We start from the raw sequence: 17,480 nt of genomic DNA on the forward strand, positions 1-17,480 counted from the left end.
AATGGAAAATATATATAGACCAAAGGTTTTGGAGATTATTGAGATATTTAAGGAAACACCTGATATCAAGACATTCAGGCTTGGTGCGGATATTTCCTATATGCCGGGTCAATTTGGGCTATATTCTGTATTTGGTGAGGGAGAGGCTACATTTTGCATTGCCTCATCGCCTACCCAAAAGGGTTATATTGAATGCACAGTAAAAAGAATAGGGAAGGTTACAGATGCCTTACATAGCCTTGATGTAGATGATAAGATTGGTTTTAGAGGACCATATGGCAATTCATTTCCTATTGATGTGCTTAAAGGAAAAAATCTATTGTTTATTGGCGGTGGGATTGGATTAGCACCCCTTCGTTCTTTGCTCTTATATTGCCTGGACAAAAGGGAAGATTTTGGCGAAATAACCTTGCTTTATGGAGCAAGGAGCGTGAATGACCTGGTTTATAAGAGAGAGCTTGAGGAATTAAAAGAAAAAATAAACCTTGTTTTAACCGTTGACCCTGGTGGAGAAAAAGAGGGTTGGACTGGAAAAATAGGCTTTGTTCCAAAGGTATTGGAGGAATTATCTTTAAAGGCAGAAAATTGTTTTGTTATTACCTGTGGGCCTCCTATAATGATAAAATTTGTTTGTGCTTCATTAGAAAATCTTGGATTTTCAGAGGATAAAATTATAACAACCCTTGAGATGAAGATGAAATGTGGGATTGGCAAATGTGGAAGGTGTAATATTGGAAAAACCTATGTCTGCAAGGATGGCCCTGTATTCAGCCTGAAGGAGATAAAGGAGATGCCAGATGAATTCTAATATAATCCTTGGAATAACGGGAAGCATTGCCGCATATAAGGCTTGCGAGCTTATAAGAGCTCTTAAAAGCCTAGGATGTAATATTCATCCTGTAATGACAAGACAGGCCAAGAAATTTATCAGTCCACTTACAATTGCAACCCTGTCAGAAAACCCTGTAGCGATAAAGCCCTCATTCCACATCGAGCATATAAAAAAATGCGATTTGATAATTATTGCACCTTGCACAGGAAATATTATAGGAAAAATTGCACAAGGCATCGCAGATGATCTCTTAACAAGCATTGCTTTGGCAATGAAAGCACCTCTTTTGATTGCACCAGCAATGAATGAGGGGATGTATCTAAATCCTATAACACAAAGGAATATTAAGATTTTGAAGGAGAACGGCGTAATTATAATAGAGCCAGAAAAGGGGAAATTGGCAAAAGGTGAAGGTTATGGAAGGCTTGCTGATGTTGATGTAATAGTTAAGGAGGCAATGTCTCTTCTTGAAATAAGCAAAATTGCCTCTTTAAAAAAGGTTTTAATAACAGCAGGTGGAACAATTGAACCAATAGACCCGATAAGGTTTATCTCAAATCGCTCATCAGGTCTTATGGGGCATTCCCTGGCAAGCAGATTTTCTTTATTTGGAGCCGATGTAAGCCTAATAACCACAACAGATATTCCTACTCTGTCATCTATAAAAAGATACCAGGTAAAAACAGCCTCTGATATGAAAAAAATGGTTGATGAATTATTTGATAATTGCGATATTTTTATCTCAACCGCCGCTGTTTGTGATTTTAAGCCAGAGAAAAAAGCAAAAGAGAAAATAAAGGATAAAGAAATTACCTTAAAACTTACAAGAAATCCTGACATTTTAAAGGGGGTTGGAAAAAGAAAAAAGCATCAAAAAATTATTGGATTCTCTGTTGATACGGAAAATAGAGAAGATAATGCAAAAAAGAAATTAAAAGAAAAAAACCTTGATATGATTGTTCTTTGCACAATTGATGATATGGGAAGAGAAACAATCATCCCAAAAATCCTTTACAAGGATGGAAACATTGAGGAATTTAGCGAAATCTCAAAAACAGAATTTGCCACCTGCCTTATTAAAAGAGTCTGGGGGTCAGAGGGTCTAAAGAGTCTATGACAGAAGTAAGGATTTTTAGGACAATTGGCTTAAAAGAGGATAGGATAAAGAGGACATTAGAGGATATTACAAAATGGGGAAAGGCTGTATCCATTGGGCTTAAAAGCACAGGGTTTGGCGTTGATATAGAGCTTATTGTCTCATCAGATAATGAGGCTGTGGCTTCCTCACTAACAAAGTCTGCATCTGATAATATAAAAAAGCGCCTCGGTGATTCTATATATGGGACAAGCAACGATGAGACATTAGAAAAGGTTTTAGGCTACATCCTTTACCTTAAAAAGCTTACACTAGCCATTGCTGAGTCTTGCACAGGTGGCTTTGCCTCACATCTCATTACAAATGTTTCAGGGGCATCATCTTATTTTAAGGGTGGAATAATCGCTTATGCCAATGAGATAAAGATAGGTCTCCTTGGGGTTTCAAAAAAGACAATAGAAAGATATGGTTCGGTTTCCAAAAAAACAGCAGAAGAAATGGCTATTGGTGTAAAAAAGGTCTTTAATGTAGACCTAGGGCTTTCAATTACAGGGATTGCTGGTCCTTCTGGAGGAAGCCAGGAAAAACCAATTGGTCTTGTTTATATTGGTTTAGCAAGGCAGGATGAAATAATTGTAAAAGATTTCTTGTTTTCTGGGGAAAGGGAACAAATAAAAGAACAAGCCTCTTACTATGCCATTGATTTGGTAAGAAGAACCCTCATTAGATAAGACACATACCCTCATTTTTTTAACCAGAAGCAACCATACTTTTTCCAAAAAGCCTTTCCATAAATTCCCTTCTCATTTCCTCTTGAACACCCTCAAGTTTGGATAGCCTTTGTGATAAATCAAGCTTTGTGTTTATCTGTCTTAAATCCTCTCTTACAAGTGACAATTCTTTAAAAACTACCTCAAATCTTTTATTTGTTTCTTCCCTTGTCTCTTTCATTTCAGCAATTAACATCTCAAATCTTTTGTCAACCTGCTCAAATCTTTCGCTATGCTCCTTTAAGATAACACTATGCTCCTTTAAGGTATCCTGAATAACCCTTAACTCAGGAACCAAGATTTCCTGTAAAACCTTTCTTAATCCCTCAACAATGTTCATTTTACTCTTCCTGACCTACAACACCCAATCTTTTTCTATAATTTATTATAAGCTCAATTAGTTTGTCAAGTGGCTCTTTGACCACATACTTTTGTCCTGAGTTTAGGGTGACTACAGTATCTGGGGTTTCTTCGATTATCTCTATTTGATGGGGGTTTAGGGCAAAGGTTTGACCATTAAGTCTCGTAAGAATAATCATTTATCAACCAACGACAGCTTTAACTATGAACTATGAACTATGAACTAACTACCTCTTCATATTGACTATTTCTGTCAATATCTGGTCGTCTGTTACAATTATACGAGAATTTGCCTGAAATGCACGCTGGGCAATAATAAGGTCTGTAAATTCCTCAACAAGGTCAACATTTGCCATCTCAAGCTGATTAGGTTGGATTTTACCCCTTCCACTCTCACCTGGTTTTCCAATTAGCGCCTCTCCTGAATTTAGGGTTTCAGTAAAGAGGGTAGCTGATTCTTTAAGTAAGCCTGATGGATTAGAAAATGTTGCTAAGGCTATTTGGCCAAGGTTCTGAACCTGGTCATTTGTATATTTACCAACAATTACACCCTCTGAATTTATGCTCTTTGACTCAAGCTTTCCTGTTGTATAGCCATCCTGAGAGGAAATTTGTGCATTAGACTTTGAGGCATTTGGGCTATGATCAACAGAAAACTGATGTATCTTTGTAAAATCAGCGGTTATTTCAACAGAATCTGCGCCCTTATCACTTCCCTCTGGATCAAAGAGAAGACCTTTAAATTTTGTTCCCGATGTCCTCTCATCAGATGGTGATTCAAATACCTTAGAATTATCCTTATCATAATCTCCATTTTCATCAAAAACAGCAATTCCATAACCCGAAAATTTTTCATCAGATGAAGATGGATTTAGAACATTCCAAAGCCATCTATTGGTAGACAATTTTTCAAATTTATAGGTAATATCCCATCCCTTTCCAAGGCTATCATAGATTTGTTTTGAGACAGAATATATATAATCGCTGTTTACACTTGTAGTAACAGGAGAGCCTGTATCAGATGTCTTATAGCCTGAGTATGTTGTATCAATTGATGTATTTGGTGTAAATATAATAGCTTCTGGTCCTGAATTTCCATTTGGAACAAATACATCAGCAGATAATGGCGAAACCTGGCGATAGTCAACCTCAACCCTTCCTGTTCCATAAGACCTGTCAAGGATTACCCTGTCAACGCCATTTGCACCTGAACCATCCTGGAATGTAAAGTCAGAAACATCCTGAATAACACCATTAACCTTAAGGACTAGTGTTGTAGAATCAACATCTGGGTTATCAAGGTCAAATGCATTGAGCCTTGTATAATCTACCCAGATATAATTACTATTTGGTGGATTCCCTCCTACCTGTGTTATTCTAATTTGATCCTCTCCACCTGTTCCTGTATTATCTAAAAATGTTACCTGAGAACTTGAAAGCATTGTAGGAGTGTCTGGAGTGGCGTTGTCAGCATAATAAACAGCAATTGTATCACTATCAACATCTCCATGGGGAAGGGAAAGCGTCCATTCTGCTCCTGAAGAAGGTAAAGGACTAAATGGGTCATTATCTGTTGAATCACCATCAATGGGTTGTTTAATAACCTGTGTTCCTGGCTTTCCACTTCCTGCTGTTCCAAGGCTTTCAGCCTTTACCTCATTTGAGGTTGCATTTAGCCTAATAAAATCTCTTCCTGTTCCAGCCGCAGATGTTGTATCAGACCATCCATCAGATGGTGTTGGCCTTTCTGTTATAAGGTCCATAACACCATTGTTATTTCCTCCCTCAACGGTTCCCAATGTTATATTTATCTCTGAGAAGAATGGTGTTGTTCCTGTTTCAGATAAAGAAATCCTTGCGCCCTCTGTCCTTGACTTTATGGTAAATTTATCTGTGGTTGGGTCATATTCTATTATGATTTTGGCATCTGAGGCATTTATCTCATTTAATAAAGACTGGACAGTTGGATAATTTGATATATTTATCTCTCTGGATGTATATGTTCCAGAATCTGTTGCTATGGTTATTGTTCCATTTATTGTCCCTGCATCAAATTGGCTCCAGTTTCCAGCAAGGTTGACACTCTCTGCTCCATCTATTACCTCTATGCTTGAGCTAACCTCAGGCACTGCCTCTGTATCCTTAAAGTTGTTGATTGCCTTATAGTCAGAATTAAGCTGTAAAATGCCCTTTGCCTCAACCGTCTTATTGTAGTTATAGTTAGCGGTTGTAACCCCTCCACAACTGACTGGCGATACAGGAACATCAACTGCCTCCAGACCTGTAGTTAAAAGCTTTGTCTTGGTTAGAAATCCATCAAGGGTTGCCTGTCTTACCGTTACTGATGAGTTTGTATTCATAATTGTAAACCTATCATTCTTTGAGTCATATCTTAATGTTATTCCAAGTGGCAATGTTGTTCCTCCTGTCATATCAACCGCCTGATTAACATCATCAATAAAATTGGCTACTGAGGTATAAGAAGCTAGGTCAGCTGATGTCCAGCTAGCAGCCACTCCCGTTGAAGTTGTCCAGGTGAATTGTATAGTTCTTGCGGTTGGTGGAACTGGCGGCTCTGCATCCTTAAACCCATTATTAAACCCTGCCTTTGGAAAAATCTTATTAAGGTCTAGGCTATTAACCACAACATCCTCCCTTGACTTTGGATTTGTATATGCAGCAAGGTAGACTGAGGTAATATCTCCCTCACCTGGAAGCTTTGCATGGGTTAAAAAGCCTTCTTCATGAGACTGTGAAACATAGATACCTTGAGTATTTTCAAGTTCAAACCTATCGGAAACAGGATCATAGGTAAGGCTTATAAGGTTTGTTCCCGCCTTTCCATTTACACCTGCTGTAACTGCGGCTAAAAAGTCAGCCACAGTTCCATAGCTTTGAAGCTGGGCAGATGTCCATGTTTCACCTCCACCACTCCAAGCAATAGTTATGGTTGAGGTTAAAGCATTATTTGGCATTACAAGACCTGTTGCTGAGTTAAACCCTGCTCTATTAAATGGTTGAGAAACATCAAGGGAATTTGAAACAACCTCCTCTGTGCTTGTGGTTGAAAAGAATGTTATCTGGTCCTTACCACCTATACCTAAATTGTTGTTAAATGTATAATTTGCTCTATCTTGTGTCGCACCATCTACTTTTATTTGTAAGGTTGTTGGATCAACTGTAGAGGAGGAAAGATTAAATCCATTCCTTACATAGTCTGCGGTTATCTTTGAACCTACAACAGGTGGACCAGCTGTTCCTCCTGATGTAATAAATATTATCCTGTCAACACCGTTTCTGCTCCTTCCAATATTTAATGCGTCACCTCCCTCGTCGCCATTTGTTCCAGTATAAGGATAGATTATCTCTGTTTGACCATTGTCATCAAAGTAGTAGGAATTGTTTGGGGGAGCATAAAATCCTAATTGTTGGCCATTAAGGGCTCCTGCTTGTGCAGGAAGCTTATACTGGCTATAGAGGGTTTCTACCCCTGTGGTTGGATCTGTAACATACAATTGTAGGCTTGTTGGGTCAACATCCGGGTTATCAAGCTCAAAGACAAGCTCATTAGTAGTAAAATCTTGTCCTGTTGTATGTCCTATAGAATAACCAACCAGTTCATCGGTAACCTGACCTGGGGCTACTCCATAGTCATCCGAGGTATAATAATATGCGTTTGTTGAAATAACATTACTGCTTTCTGGGTCTATTGCCTTCCACCTTAAATAATAGTTGTTTGGGTCTGTTGGGTCTAAAAGATGATCAAACTCAATCTTTGCATCAATTGAGCCGTGATATGTCTTTGTTGGAATCTTTGCCTCTGTAAAAAAGCCTGTCCTTCCAGATGCGGGTGTCTCAGAGACAACAATCTTTCCACCAACCTCTTTTATCCTTAAATTATCTGGGTCTACCTTTAAAACAAACTTATCCTCTTGGCTATATTCAATAGAAATGCCTGTGGTTGCAGAATTATTGTTTATAGCATCTATTAGGTCTTGCGGTTTTGAGCCTAAGGAAAATGTTTGGGTATATCCCTCTGGTCCTAGTGTTATTGTTCCGGTTGGTGTATTTTCAAAACCAGCTGTATCCCAAGAATTAGAAAGTGTAATTCCCAGCCCTCCCTCAGATACAGGAACAACGCTCTTTATATATTTCGCAAGGTTAAGAGATATTGAATTAAATGCAGTATTTGTTGAGGAGTTAATGTTTCCACTAAAGGATATCTCTGATGTTACCTTTGGACTCATAATGTCATTTGTATCTATCACAATTCCCTTTAAAGCACTACTTGTATCAATCTTCGTCTTGTTGTTGGCATCTATTACTAGCTGACCTGTTATAGAATCCCTCTCTGCATTCCATCCCAATACCTTAAAACCATTAGAGTTGTTTATAAGATTTCCAGAAGTGTCAAAGGTAAAGTTTCCCGCCCTTGTATATTTAGTTGCAGTGCCATCAGAGACAACAAAATACCCATCGCCATTTATAAGGAGGTCTGTTGAAATCTGGGTCTCCTTTACAGTTCCCTGGCTATGGACAACCTGAACAACACTAACCCGAGAACCCAAACCAATCTGCATTGGATTTGTTCCTCCAAGCTCACCTGTTGGCTGCATAGCCCCAGATACTGTCTGGTTTAATAAGTCCTCAAAGGAAATCCTTGATTTCTTAAAACCAGGCGTATTTACATTCGCCATATTCCCAGCTATTACATCAAACCATAGCTGGTTAATCCTCATCCCTGTAATCCCTGAATAGACTGACCTTAACATCTCTTTTTACCTCCTTTAAAATTGCAAATTTTAAATTTTAGATTGCAAATTTTAAATTTCATTTAATTTTTTTACAATTATTTTTATCATAATATACCTATCATACTGGAGGAGGACCACCTGAATAAGGACCAACCTCAGGTTCCATTTTCACCGAGACAATATTCTCAAATGCTGTCTCGGTAATATTTCCTAAATTATCAATTACCTTAATATAAGGCTTATTATTTTTATCATAATATACCTCTTCCACCATTCCAGTGATGGTTTGGGTATCAGAGATTTTTACACTTACCTGTTTTCCTAAAACAGAAAGCACACCTGCCTTTGAATTGATATTCATAAAGTTTGTAAAGCTGTCATTAAGGCTAATCATTTGCTCTAAAGTAGAAAATGTGGCAAGTTGGGCAATAAATTCCTTATTTTCTAATGGCTCTAATGGGTTTTGATTTTGCATTTCAGCTGTCAGAAGCTTAAGAAAGTCATCCCTTCCTAAACCCATCTTCTGGATTGCCAAGCTCCCTACGCCACTAACACCCGAAACTCCATTCATAATAATTCTTTAAATTATATATCGGCAAATTCTTAAAAAAACTTTAGGATTTTTTTTATCCTTGAAATTATATTGATTTTATAGGATAATTTGTATATGCAAATAACAGGAAAGACAAAGGTTGTTGGGCTTATTGGATACCCTGTGAAACACACATTTTCTCCGATAATACACAATGCTTGCTTTTCACATCTTAATATGGATTGGGTATATTTGCCATTCAAGGTAAAGCCAGAAGGTCTTAAGGATGCAATATATGGCCTTTCTGCATTAGGTGTTGTTGGCGTTAATGTAACCATACCACATAAGATTGAAGCAATGAGCCATCTTACAGAGATAGATGAAAAAGCAAAAATGATTGGTGCGGTAAATACCATATTATTCAAGGAGGATGAAAGGCTTGGATTTAATACAGATGGAGAGGGATTTATTGCATCAATTAAGGATTTTAGTTTAAAGGGAAAAAATGTCTTGCTTGTAGGGTGCGGAGGTGCAGGCAGGGCAATTGGTGTATCATTGGCAGATGAGGGTTTAAGCAAATTGTCTATTTCTGATATTTCAAAGGATAGGGAAAATAGCCTTTTTAATTTAATCAAGGATAATTTCAATTGCAATGTAGAAGCCTTTGATGGCAAAGCAGAACTCTATGACCTCATTATAAATGCAAGCCCTTTGGGAATGAAGGAAGATGACCCTATTCCAATTGAACTATCATTTATTCAGAAAGGACAAATTGTCTATGACATTATCTATAATCCACCAAAGACAAGGCTTTTAATTGAGGCAGAAAAAAGGGGAGCAAAAATTATAAATGGCATTGAAATGCTTATCCATCAAGGTGCAAGGTCATTTGAAATTTGGAGCGGCGTTTATCCACCTATTGAAGTGATGAGAAGGGTTATAAGTCAAGAGTCAGGAGGAGGAGATCAGGAGTCAAAATGAGGTTATGTTAGAGATAAAATTTATAAGGGAAAATTTTGAGGCTGTAAAGGAGGCATTAGAAAAAAGAGGGTATTCTTTAAATATTCTTAATGACTTTAATGAATATGATAAACAAAGAAGGGATTTTATTCAAAAAAGGGATAAAGAGAGGGAAAAAAGAAACATCATCCAGGAGAGGATAAACAGGGGAGAAAAAGGGCTAATTGAAGAAACAAAGAGTTTATCCTTAAAGATAAAGGAATATGAGGAAGGATTAAGGAGCATAGAGGAATCTCTGGATGAGATTTTATATTTACTACCAAATATTCCGCATTCATCCGTTCCTTATGGAAAAGGTTCTGAAGATAATGTTGAAATAAGAAGATGGGGAGAGATAAAGGAATTTCCATTTAAACCAAAAGGGCATTGGGAAATTGGAGAAATCCTTGGGATATTAGATGCAAAAAGGGCAACAAAATTATCTGGCTCAAGGTTTTCTCTTTATATGGGAAAAGGAGCTTTGCTTGAAAGGGCTTTGATAAACTTTATGCTAAACCTTCATACAAAAGAAAATAGTTATAATGAGATTTCGCCACCATTCCTTGTTTCTTCAAAGACAATGACAGGAACAGGACAGCTTCCAAAATTTTCTGATGACCTGTTTAAATGCGAAGGCTCTGACCTCTGGCTTGTCCCAACCGCAGAGGTTCCCCTTACAAACATACATTCTGATGAAATATTAGAAGATTATGCCCTGCCTTTGTTATATACCGCCTATACACCCTGCTTTAGAAAGGAGGCTGGAACCTATGGAAAGGAGACAAGGGGCTTAATAAGACAGCATCAATTTGATAAGGTTGAGCTTGTTAGAATAAGCAAACCAGAGGATTCATATTCAGAGCTTGAGGTTCTATTGTCCGATGCTTGTAAAGTATTGGAAAAATTGAAATTGCCATACAGGGTTGTTAGCCTATGCACAGGAGACCTTGGTTTTTCTGCATCAAAGACATATGATATTGAGGTATGGATGCCTGGAATGGATAAATTTGTTGAAATATCCTCCTGCTCTAATTTTACCGATTTCCAAGCAAGAAGATGCAATATAAAGTATAGGAGTCGGGAGTCGGGAGTCGGGAGTCGGGAGTCAAAGGTTAGATATATTCATACCCTGAATGGTTCAGGTTTGGCTGTTGGAAGAACATTTGCGGCAATCTTGGAAAATTATCAAACAAGCGATGGAAGGGTAATTATTCCTAATGTTTTAAAACCATATGTAGGAGAAGAGAGGATATGAAAGAAAATCAAAAGTGAGGTAAGGATTTATAAGATGCTGAAATCATTTGCTTATATAGATGAAAAAATAGCCTCTGATATAAAAAGGGAAGAGATAGGGCTTAATCTTTCCAAGGCTGATCTTTTATGGTTGGATATAGAAGACCCAAATGAGGCAGATATTGATATATTAGAGGATGTCTTTAAATTCCATGAGCTATCCATTGAGGATTGTATATTCCCCCAAAATCAGCCAAAGATTGATGAGTTTGATGATTATCTCTTTATAGTTGTCCATTCTTTAGTAAAGGAAGAAACAGAGGGGCTAAATATATTTGTTGGAAAAAATTTTGTTGTAACAGTGCATGAAAGGGAAATACCCGCTTTATCTAATGTAGTTAATAAAATAAAAAAAGATGGTGAAATTTTTAAGAATGGCTCAGGGTTTCTCTTCCATTCTATCCTTGATAGTGTAGTTGATGGCTTCCTTCTCATTATTAAAAGGATTGACGATGAGATTGATAGGGCTGAGGAAGAGGCTATGCTTAATCCCTCCAGAAATGCCATAAACTGTCTTTTTAATATCAAAAAAAAGATTTTGTCGCTTAGAAGAACAATCCTTCCCCAACAAGCTGTTATCAACACCATTATTAGAAAACCATTTCCCATTATAAAAGAAGAACACATCCCCTACTTTAAGGATATCAATGACCATATTATCCAGGTAAATACAACCCTTGACACCTATAGGGATATTCTAACCCATATCCTTGAGGTATGCTCTTCAAACTTGGAGGCTCATCTTTCTGAGGTAGTAAAGGTTCTTACTGTACTTGCCACATTGGCAATCCCTTTTTTAATGGTTACAGGCTACTATGGAATGAATATAGCCCTTCCTGAGTTTAAATGGGGGATAAAGGGATTGGCATTTGTCTTTGGAATTACCTTTCTCTCTACCTTTGCTGTATTTATCTATCTTAGGAAAAAGCGGCTTCTATGAAGAACATTAAAGGGATAATTATAGGAATAGCCCTTGTTTCTCTCTCACTTTTGTTGCTAATTGCAATTCTAGGGTTTTGGAATGTCCGACCAGCTGATTGGAGAATAGCTCTTTCTGCTAATAATCCAATAGGGCCTGTTGGTTCTTACATTGCAGGCTTCCTTATTCTTTCCTTTGGTATAGGTTCAATATTCATTCCTATTGGCATATTATGTTTAGGGATAGCCATAATGAGAGAAAAAACATTCTCCTATTTCAAAATCATCTCTTTTGCCTTTCTTATCCTTACAATATGTATTTTATTTTCTCCCCTTTCTAATCCAACAAGGGAGTTTTCATTATTCAAGGGTGGATGGATTGGATTTAAAACCAGCTACTTTCTTCTTCAATGGCTTCATTTAGCAGGTTCTTATATAGTAATAATAAGCATGCTAATTATTTTAAGCCTTTATCTTTCTGGTGGAGCGATTTTGTTTCCATTCAGGTCTTTTTCAATTCCTAAAGTCAAAAAGGAATATCCAAAAAAGGAAGAGCCAAAGCAGGAGAAGAAAAAAGAAAAGCCTAGAATAGTTTTATCAAGTGAAAGGAAGGAAATAGAAGAGATAAGGGAAAAAGAAAGCCCTACATCATTTCAGCTTCCACCTTTATCATTACTTTCTGAGCCTGTAATCATTCCAGAAAAGGAAATAAAGGAAGACCTCCTTACATTATCAAAACAGCTTGAGGATACCCTCTCACAATTTAAGATAGAGGCAAAGGTTGTTTGTATAAATAGAGGACCAACCGTAACATCCTTTGAGGTTCAACCTGCCGCTGGTGTTCGGGTAAGCTCAATATCAGGGCTTTCAAATGATATTGCATTGGCATTGGCTGCCCAGGCTGTTAGGATTGAAGCACCAATACCTGGAAAAAGCGCAATTGGCATTGAGATTCCAAACCATAAGATCCAGGCTGTTTTTCTTAAAGAGGGGCTTTCTGGAGGTGAGTTTAAAAAGAAGGAAAGCCTTTTATCATTCTTTCTTGGAAAGGATATAACAGGCGAACCAATTATTGTGAACCTTGCAGGTATGCCACACCTCCTTGTTGCAGGTGTAACAGGCTCTGGAAAGAGCGTATGCCTTGCCTCAATTATTACAAGCTTTCTCTATAAAGCATCTCCCCAACAATTGCGTCTTGTCCTCATTGACCCAAAGAGGGTTGAAATGACAATATTTAAAGAGCTTCCCCATCTTCTTACTGATGTTATCTGTGATTCAAAAAAGGCTATTATTACATTGCATTGGCTTCTTAAGGAGATGGATGAAAGGTATAAAACATTTGCATATGAGGGTGTCAGAGACATAGATGGATACCATAAGAAAAAGGGAGAACTTCCATACATTGTTGTAGTTATAGATGAGCTTGCTGACCTTATGGCTGTATCATTGCGTTCCTGTGAGGAGGCTTTAACAAGACTATCTCAAATGGCAAGGGCGGTTGGAATCCATCTTATTGTTGCAACACAAAGACCATCTGTTGATATTATAACAGGGCTTATTAAGGCAAATTTTCCATCCCGTATTGCATTTCAGGTATTCTCCCGTGTTGATTCAAGAACAATCCTTGATATGATGGGAGCTGAAAAGCTCTTGGGAAGGGGTGATATGCTATTCTTTCCAGCCGGTGCACCAAAGCCAATGAGGCTACAGGGTGCTTATATCTCCCTTCCTGAGATAGAAAGAATTGTTGATTTTATTAAGGAGCAAGGCATTTCCCTTGAGAAGAAAGAAATAAGGGAGGAAGAAATAAAAGAAGGATTTGACGAAGATGAGGAAATAGACGATTCTCTTTATGAACAAGCAATTTCTATAGTAGAAGATGCAGGATATGGCTCAACATCTATGATTCAAAGAAAGCTTAAGATAGGATACAATAGGGCAGCAAGGCTTATTGAAAGGATGGAGGAAGAAGGCATTGTCAGCCCTCCAGATGGAAGCAAGCCAAGAAAGGTGTTAAGATAAATGAAAAATGTTTGACAAAGGGAGGAGATTTTAGATAATATTAAGAATGAAAATTTACCTTAATATGGAAGGTGGGGTATGAAAAAGAGGTTTGTATTAATCCTGAGCCTTGTTTTATTTACAAGGCTGTGGAAAAAATGAAGACCATTCTATTTCCAATAATAATTGAGTGTTTAGAAGAAGGAGGGTATTATGCCCAATGTCCCATCTTTCAAGGATGCCATGTGGAAGGAGAGACTTATTCAGAGGCAATAGAGAATATTCAAGATGCAATAAAGATATTCATTGACTCTTATAAAGATTTAGGTAAAGACATACCATCGCTTTCAGTCTATGAGGGAAATATAGTGGTTACTTCAGGTATTCCCATATTACAGGAAGTATGAATGAGCGAGAGATTTCCGGCAGTAACCGATAAAGATGTTATCAAGGTTCTTTGCAAGATTGGATTTGAGTTCTATAGAACAGCAAAAGGTAGTCATGAGGTATGGCGGAGAAAAAGCGATATGAGACATACCATTGTTCCAAGACATAGGGGGAAAATAATAAAAAGAAGAACCCTAAAAAGCATATTAGGTGATACTGGATTGTCAAAAGAAGAATTTAGAGAACTAATTTAGACCCATCTCCTTACTGATGTTATCTGCTCCTCAAAGAAAGCAATCATTACATTGCATTGGCTGCTCAAGGAGATGGATGAAAGATACAAGAAGACATTTGCAAAGGAGGGTGTTAGAGATGTAGATGGATACCATATTATTGCAACACAAAGACCATCTGTTGATATTATAACAGGGCTTATTAAGGCAAATTTTCCATCCCGTATTGCATTTCAGGTATTCTCCCGAGTTGATTCAAGAACAATCCTTGATATGATGGGAGCTGAAAAGCTTTTAGGAAGGGGTGATATGCTATTCTTTCCAGCAGGTTCCCCAAAGCCAATGAGGCTACAGGGTGCTTATATCTCCCTTCCTGAGATAGAGAAAATTGTTGATTTTATTAAGAGTCAAGGCATTTCCCTTGAGAAGAAAGAGATAAGGGAGGAAGAAATAAAAGAAACCGTTGACGAAGATGAGGAAATAGACGATTCTCTTTATGAACAAGCCATTTCTATAGTAGAGTCTGATAAACATAATAACATTATAACAAGACCAAAGATGTTTGTCAGAATTATTTTTATCTCCCATACATTCTCCATACACTACAAGGAAGAAATTGGGGGAATTAAAAAATAACCCCCTGATTTTTCAAGGACTTATAGCTAATGGGAATAATTAAAAATAGTATTTTAGGGATTTTTACAAAATTTTTGCTCAAGATAGGTTAGGTTACATCCGAACTTACTATATAACAAAAGACCTTTAAGATCCTAATGCTTCATGACTTTTGCTGTTAAGGAAAATGAGATTTTTGCCGATATATTTTATTGTACGTGTTTAGCTAATGCTTAATGTATCCTAAAGTTAGGAAAGAAGATATGGAAAATTCTAAATACATAAGCACGAAATTCTAAACAAATTCAAAGCACAAAATCCAAATGACCAAAACAATGGCCGATGTTTTTGGATTTTGAACATTTGGATTTTGATATTGTTTAGGATTTAGGATTTATAAAGATTGATACTTTTTATGTAGGAGCTAAACACATACAAAAAATTTGTTGCTGACAAAAAGCTATCACAATAGTATACTTTATTTCTCCTTAGTGTATGTCAGGCATAGCTAAAGAATACTTAACAATGCCAGGAAGGGTAGCAACATTTGCAACCTGAATGGGAGTATTATCTGCCTTTATATGGGTAAGAAGCTTTTCTGTGGCATAGAATAAAACCAGGAACCCTCATATCATACCTAAAGCTTTGGTATCTGCCACCTATAGTCGTCTATTCTCTCTAATGGTGTTTCCATTTAAAGCTCCTCCTGTGAATTTCTGTAATACCATATTTTTTAATAGCAGAAATATGCTCTTTTGTTGGATAGCCTTTATGCTTTGCAAATCCATAATTTGGAAATATTTTATCATAGCCCTCCATTATCCTATCCCTTACTACCTTTGCAATTATGGAGGCGGCTCCTATTGAGTGCTCATTTCTATCCCCCCTTACAATTGCCTTTTGTTTGTAAGGAATGCCTGGAATCTCATAAGGACCATCAACAAGAACAAGGGATGGAGGAATTTTTAAAGAAAAAATAGCATTTTTCATTGCAAGAAGGGTGGCTTGAAGGATATTTATTTTGTCTATTACATTGTTTTCTACTATCCCAATTGAATAATCTGCCCTTTTTATAATAATTTCATAGAGGGATTTTCTTTTTTTAGAAGATAGTAATTTTGAATCCTTAATTCCTGGTATTTCTTCCTGAAGAATACAAGCACAAGCTATTACTGGCCCAGCAAGTGGTCCTCTGCCTACTTCGTCTACCCCTGCTATCACTTATAGGTTTTAACTTCCATCGCCCTCTTTCCCTTTCTTTCTCTAAGATAATAGAGCTTTGCCCTTCTTACCCTTCCCCTCTTTTTAACTTTTATTTTTGAAATTAAAGTCGAATATAACGGAAATATCCTCTCAATTCCAATGCCGTAGGATATCTTTCTAACAATAAATGTCTTTGATACACCGCTTCCCCTTTTTCCAATAACAATTCCCGTGAAATGCTGAATACGTTCCTTATCCCCTTCCTTTATCTTTACAGAAACCTCAATTTCATCTCCAGCATTAAACTTTGGAATCTTTTTTACAAAATCTTTTTCTATAGCCTCAATCTTCATTTAATAAATCTGGTCTTTTTTCCCTTGTTAATTCCTCTCTTTTTTTCCTTCTCCATTCCTCTATTTTTTTATGGTCTCCTGATAAAAGAATATCAGGAACCTTCATTCCCCTGAATTCGTAAGGCCTTGTGTATTGAGGCCCTTCAAGATAAAAGGATGTAAATGATTCATCCTTTAAGGATTCAGGATTTCCTAATACACCTGGAATAAACCTTCCTATAACATCAATTGCAACAAGAGATGGAATTTCTCCTCCTGTTGTAATATAATCTCCAATAGAAAGCTCAAGGTCAATCATTGTTTTTACCCTCTCATCAATTCCTTCATAATGTCCACAAAGAAAGATAATATGCTCTTTTTCTGCTAACTCCTTTGCCAAAGCTTGATTTAAAACTTTACCCTGTGGACTTAAATAAATTACATATCCCTTTTCCTGTGCCTCAATTGCCCTAAATAGGACATCGGGCTTAATAACCATCCCAGGGCCTCCACCATAGGGATAATCATCCACCTTTTTATGGCTGTTTTCTGAAAAATCCCTTACATTATGTATATGGATATCTAATATCCCTTTTTCCCTTGCCCTTCTAATAATGCTTACATCAAGAGGCCCCTTAAATATCTCAGGAAATAGTGTTAGAACATCTATTCTCAATCAAGCATTTCAACAACAACCCTTTTTCCCTTTTTTGCTGCTGCTGCTTGGAGGATGGTTCTTATTGATTTAATTATCCTTCCCTGCTTGCCTATTATCTTTCCAACATCAGCTTCATCCACCTTTACTTCTAAGATAGTAGTCTTTTCGCTCTCCATCTCAGTAAGCTTTACCTTGTCGGGATTGTCAACAAGCGATTTGACAATGTACTCACCTAGTTGTCTCATTTTTTTCTCCTCCTTTTCTATAAGATTCCACCAATCTATTTACAGTGGTGGTTAGTTGTGCTCCTTTTTTTACCCAATCATCTATTTTTGAAAGATTAACAAAAGTGGGTTGTTTTGTCTTTGGATGATAATGACCAATCTCGTCAATTACCCTTCCATCCCTTTTAACTTTTTCCTCCATAGCCACAATCCTATATGATGGGCTTTTTTTAGCCCCTATTCTCTTAAGTCTAATCTTTACCATTTTTAAAC

At 37.1% G+C, this 17,480-nt stretch carries 18 protein-coding genes and 1 pseudogene; 10 read left to right on the forward strand and 9 right to left on the reverse strand.

The genetic code is table 11. From position 1 onward, the window contains the following. Position 1: 1 nt before the first annotated feature. The 3 genes from AB1630_00290 to AB1630_00300 are packed head-to-tail and all read left to right on the forward strand — an operon-like array spanning position 2 to position 2,659. On the forward strand, positions 2–808 hold the full coding sequence (locus AB1630_00290; protein MEW6102252.1) for an FAD/NAD(P)-binding protein: 807 nt from the start codon (positions 2–4) through the stop codon (positions 806–808). Then, a complete protein-coding gene (gene coaBC / locus AB1630_00295) occupies positions 798–1,949 on the forward strand; it encodes a bifunctional phosphopantothenoylcysteine decarboxylase/phosphopantothenate--cysteine ligase CoaBC (GenBank protein MEW6102253.1) in 1,152 nt (383 codons plus the stop codon). Before AB1630_00290 ends, coaBC begins: the two co-directional genes overlap by 11 nt. Further along, positions 1,946–2,659, forward strand: a complete 714-nt coding sequence (locus AB1630_00300; protein ID MEW6102254.1) for a nicotinamide-nucleotide amidohydrolase family protein — start codon at positions 1,946–1,948, stop codon at positions 2,657–2,659. The genes coaBC and AB1630_00300 overlap by 4 nt, the downstream gene beginning before the upstream one ends. Before the next feature lie 19 nt (positions 2,660–2,678). On the opposite strand, the gene AB1630_00305 is transcribed toward AB1630_00300, so the two are convergent. The 4 genes from AB1630_00305 to AB1630_00320 all read right to left on the reverse strand — a co-directional run bounded on the left by AB1630_00305 (position 2,679) and on the right by AB1630_00320 (position 8,383). After that, positions 2,679–3,038, reverse strand: a complete 360-nt coding sequence (locus AB1630_00305) for a hypothetical protein (protein MEW6102255.1) — start codon at positions 3,036–3,038, stop codon at positions 2,679–2,681. Position 3,039: 1 nt separating this feature from the next. Continuing rightward, positions 3,040–3,237 carry a flagellar FlbD family protein gene (locus tag AB1630_00310; GenBank protein MEW6102256.1) on the reverse strand — a complete coding sequence of 66 codons (198 nt, stop codon included), beginning with the start codon at positions 3,235–3,237 and terminating at the stop codon, positions 3,040–3,042. Positions 3,238–3,285: 48 nt separating this feature from the next. Next, positions 3,286–7,830 (reverse strand): flagellar hook-basal body complex protein, encoded by a 4,545-nt coding sequence (locus AB1630_00315; protein ID MEW6102257.1) that lies wholly within the window; start codon positions 7,828–7,830, stop codon positions 3,286–3,288. A 100-nt stretch (positions 7,831–7,930) separates the two neighbouring features. Continuing rightward, positions 7,931–8,383: a flagellar hook capping FlgD N-terminal domain-containing protein gene (locus tag AB1630_00320; protein MEW6102258.1), complete on the reverse strand. Its 453-nt coding sequence runs from the start codon at positions 8,381–8,383 to the stop codon at positions 7,931–7,933. Positions 8,384–8,479: 96 nt separating this feature from the next. Here AB1630_00320 and aroE point away from each other — a divergent pair, with 96 nt between their 5' ends. The 7 genes and pseudogenes from aroE (at position 8,480) to AB1630_00355 (ending at position 14,811) form a co-directional block, all read left to right on the forward strand. Further along, entirely contained in the window at positions 8,480–9,325 is an 846-nt protein-coding gene (gene aroE / locus AB1630_00325; protein MEW6102259.1) for a shikimate dehydrogenase, read from the forward strand. Positions 9,326–9,329: 4 nt separating this feature from the next. Continuing rightward, complete coding sequence (serS, locus tag AB1630_00330; protein MEW6102260.1) at positions 9,330–10,598, forward strand: serine--tRNA ligase; 1,269 nt, start codon at positions 9,330–9,332, stop codon at positions 10,596–10,598. 33 nt (positions 10,599–10,631) lie between these two features. Then, positions 10,632–11,576: a magnesium transporter CorA family protein gene (locus AB1630_00335; protein ID MEW6102261.1), complete on the forward strand. Its 945-nt coding sequence runs from the start codon at positions 10,632–10,634 to the stop codon at positions 11,574–11,576. Next, on the forward strand, positions 11,573–13,576 hold the full coding sequence (locus AB1630_00340; GenBank protein MEW6102262.1) for a DNA translocase FtsK 4TM domain-containing protein: 2,004 nt from the start codon (positions 11,573–11,575) through the stop codon (positions 13,574–13,576). The genes AB1630_00335 and AB1630_00340 overlap by 4 nt, the downstream gene beginning before the upstream one ends. Before the next feature lie 137 nt (positions 13,577–13,713). Continuing rightward, positions 13,714–13,962: a type II toxin-antitoxin system HicB family antitoxin gene (locus AB1630_00345; GenBank protein ID MEW6102263.1), complete on the forward strand. Its 249-nt coding sequence runs from the start codon at positions 13,714–13,716 to the stop codon at positions 13,960–13,962. Next, positions 13,963–14,196, forward strand: coding sequence for a type II toxin-antitoxin system HicA family toxin (locus AB1630_00350; GenBank protein MEW6102264.1), 234 nt, complete (start codon positions 13,963–13,965; stop codon positions 14,194–14,196). A gap of 12 nt (positions 14,197–14,208) precedes the next feature. After that, a pseudogene (locus AB1630_00355) lies at positions 14,209–14,811 on the forward strand (hypothetical protein). Positions 14,812–15,468: 657 nt separating this feature from the next. Here the strand turns inward: AB1630_00355 and AB1630_00360 are convergent. From AB1630_00360 to rpsP, 5 genes are read right to left on the reverse strand one after another with little or no spacing between them, the layout of a single operon-like run. Further along, entirely contained in the window at positions 15,469–16,011 is a 543-nt protein-coding gene (locus AB1630_00360) for a ribonuclease HII (protein ID MEW6102265.1), read from the reverse strand. Then, positions 16,008–16,346, reverse strand: a complete 339-nt coding sequence (rplS, locus tag AB1630_00365) for a 50S ribosomal protein L19 (protein ID MEW6102266.1) — start codon at positions 16,344–16,346, stop codon at positions 16,008–16,010. Before rplS ends, AB1630_00360 begins: the two co-directional genes overlap by 4 nt. Beyond that, a complete protein-coding gene (trmD, locus tag AB1630_00370) occupies positions 16,336–17,001 on the reverse strand; it encodes a tRNA (guanosine(37)-N1)-methyltransferase TrmD (protein MEW6102267.1) in 666 nt (221 codons plus the stop codon). Before trmD ends, rplS begins: the two co-directional genes overlap by 11 nt. After that, positions 16,998–17,228 (reverse strand): KH domain-containing protein, encoded by a 231-nt coding sequence (locus tag AB1630_00375; GenBank protein ID MEW6102268.1) that lies wholly within the window; start codon positions 17,226–17,228, stop codon positions 16,998–17,000. Before AB1630_00375 ends, trmD begins: the two co-directional genes overlap by 4 nt. Beyond that, on the reverse strand, positions 17,212–17,472 hold the full coding sequence (gene rpsP / locus AB1630_00380) for a 30S ribosomal protein S16 (GenBank protein ID MEW6102269.1): 261 nt from the start codon (positions 17,470–17,472) through the stop codon (positions 17,212–17,214). The genes AB1630_00375 and rpsP overlap by 17 nt, the downstream gene beginning before the upstream one ends. Positions 17,473–17,480 lie beyond the last annotated feature (8 nt).

This window comes from bacterium (genome assembly GCA_040753555.1).
GTDB lineage: Bacteria > UBA9089 > UBA9088 > UBA9088 > UBA9088 > JBFLYE01.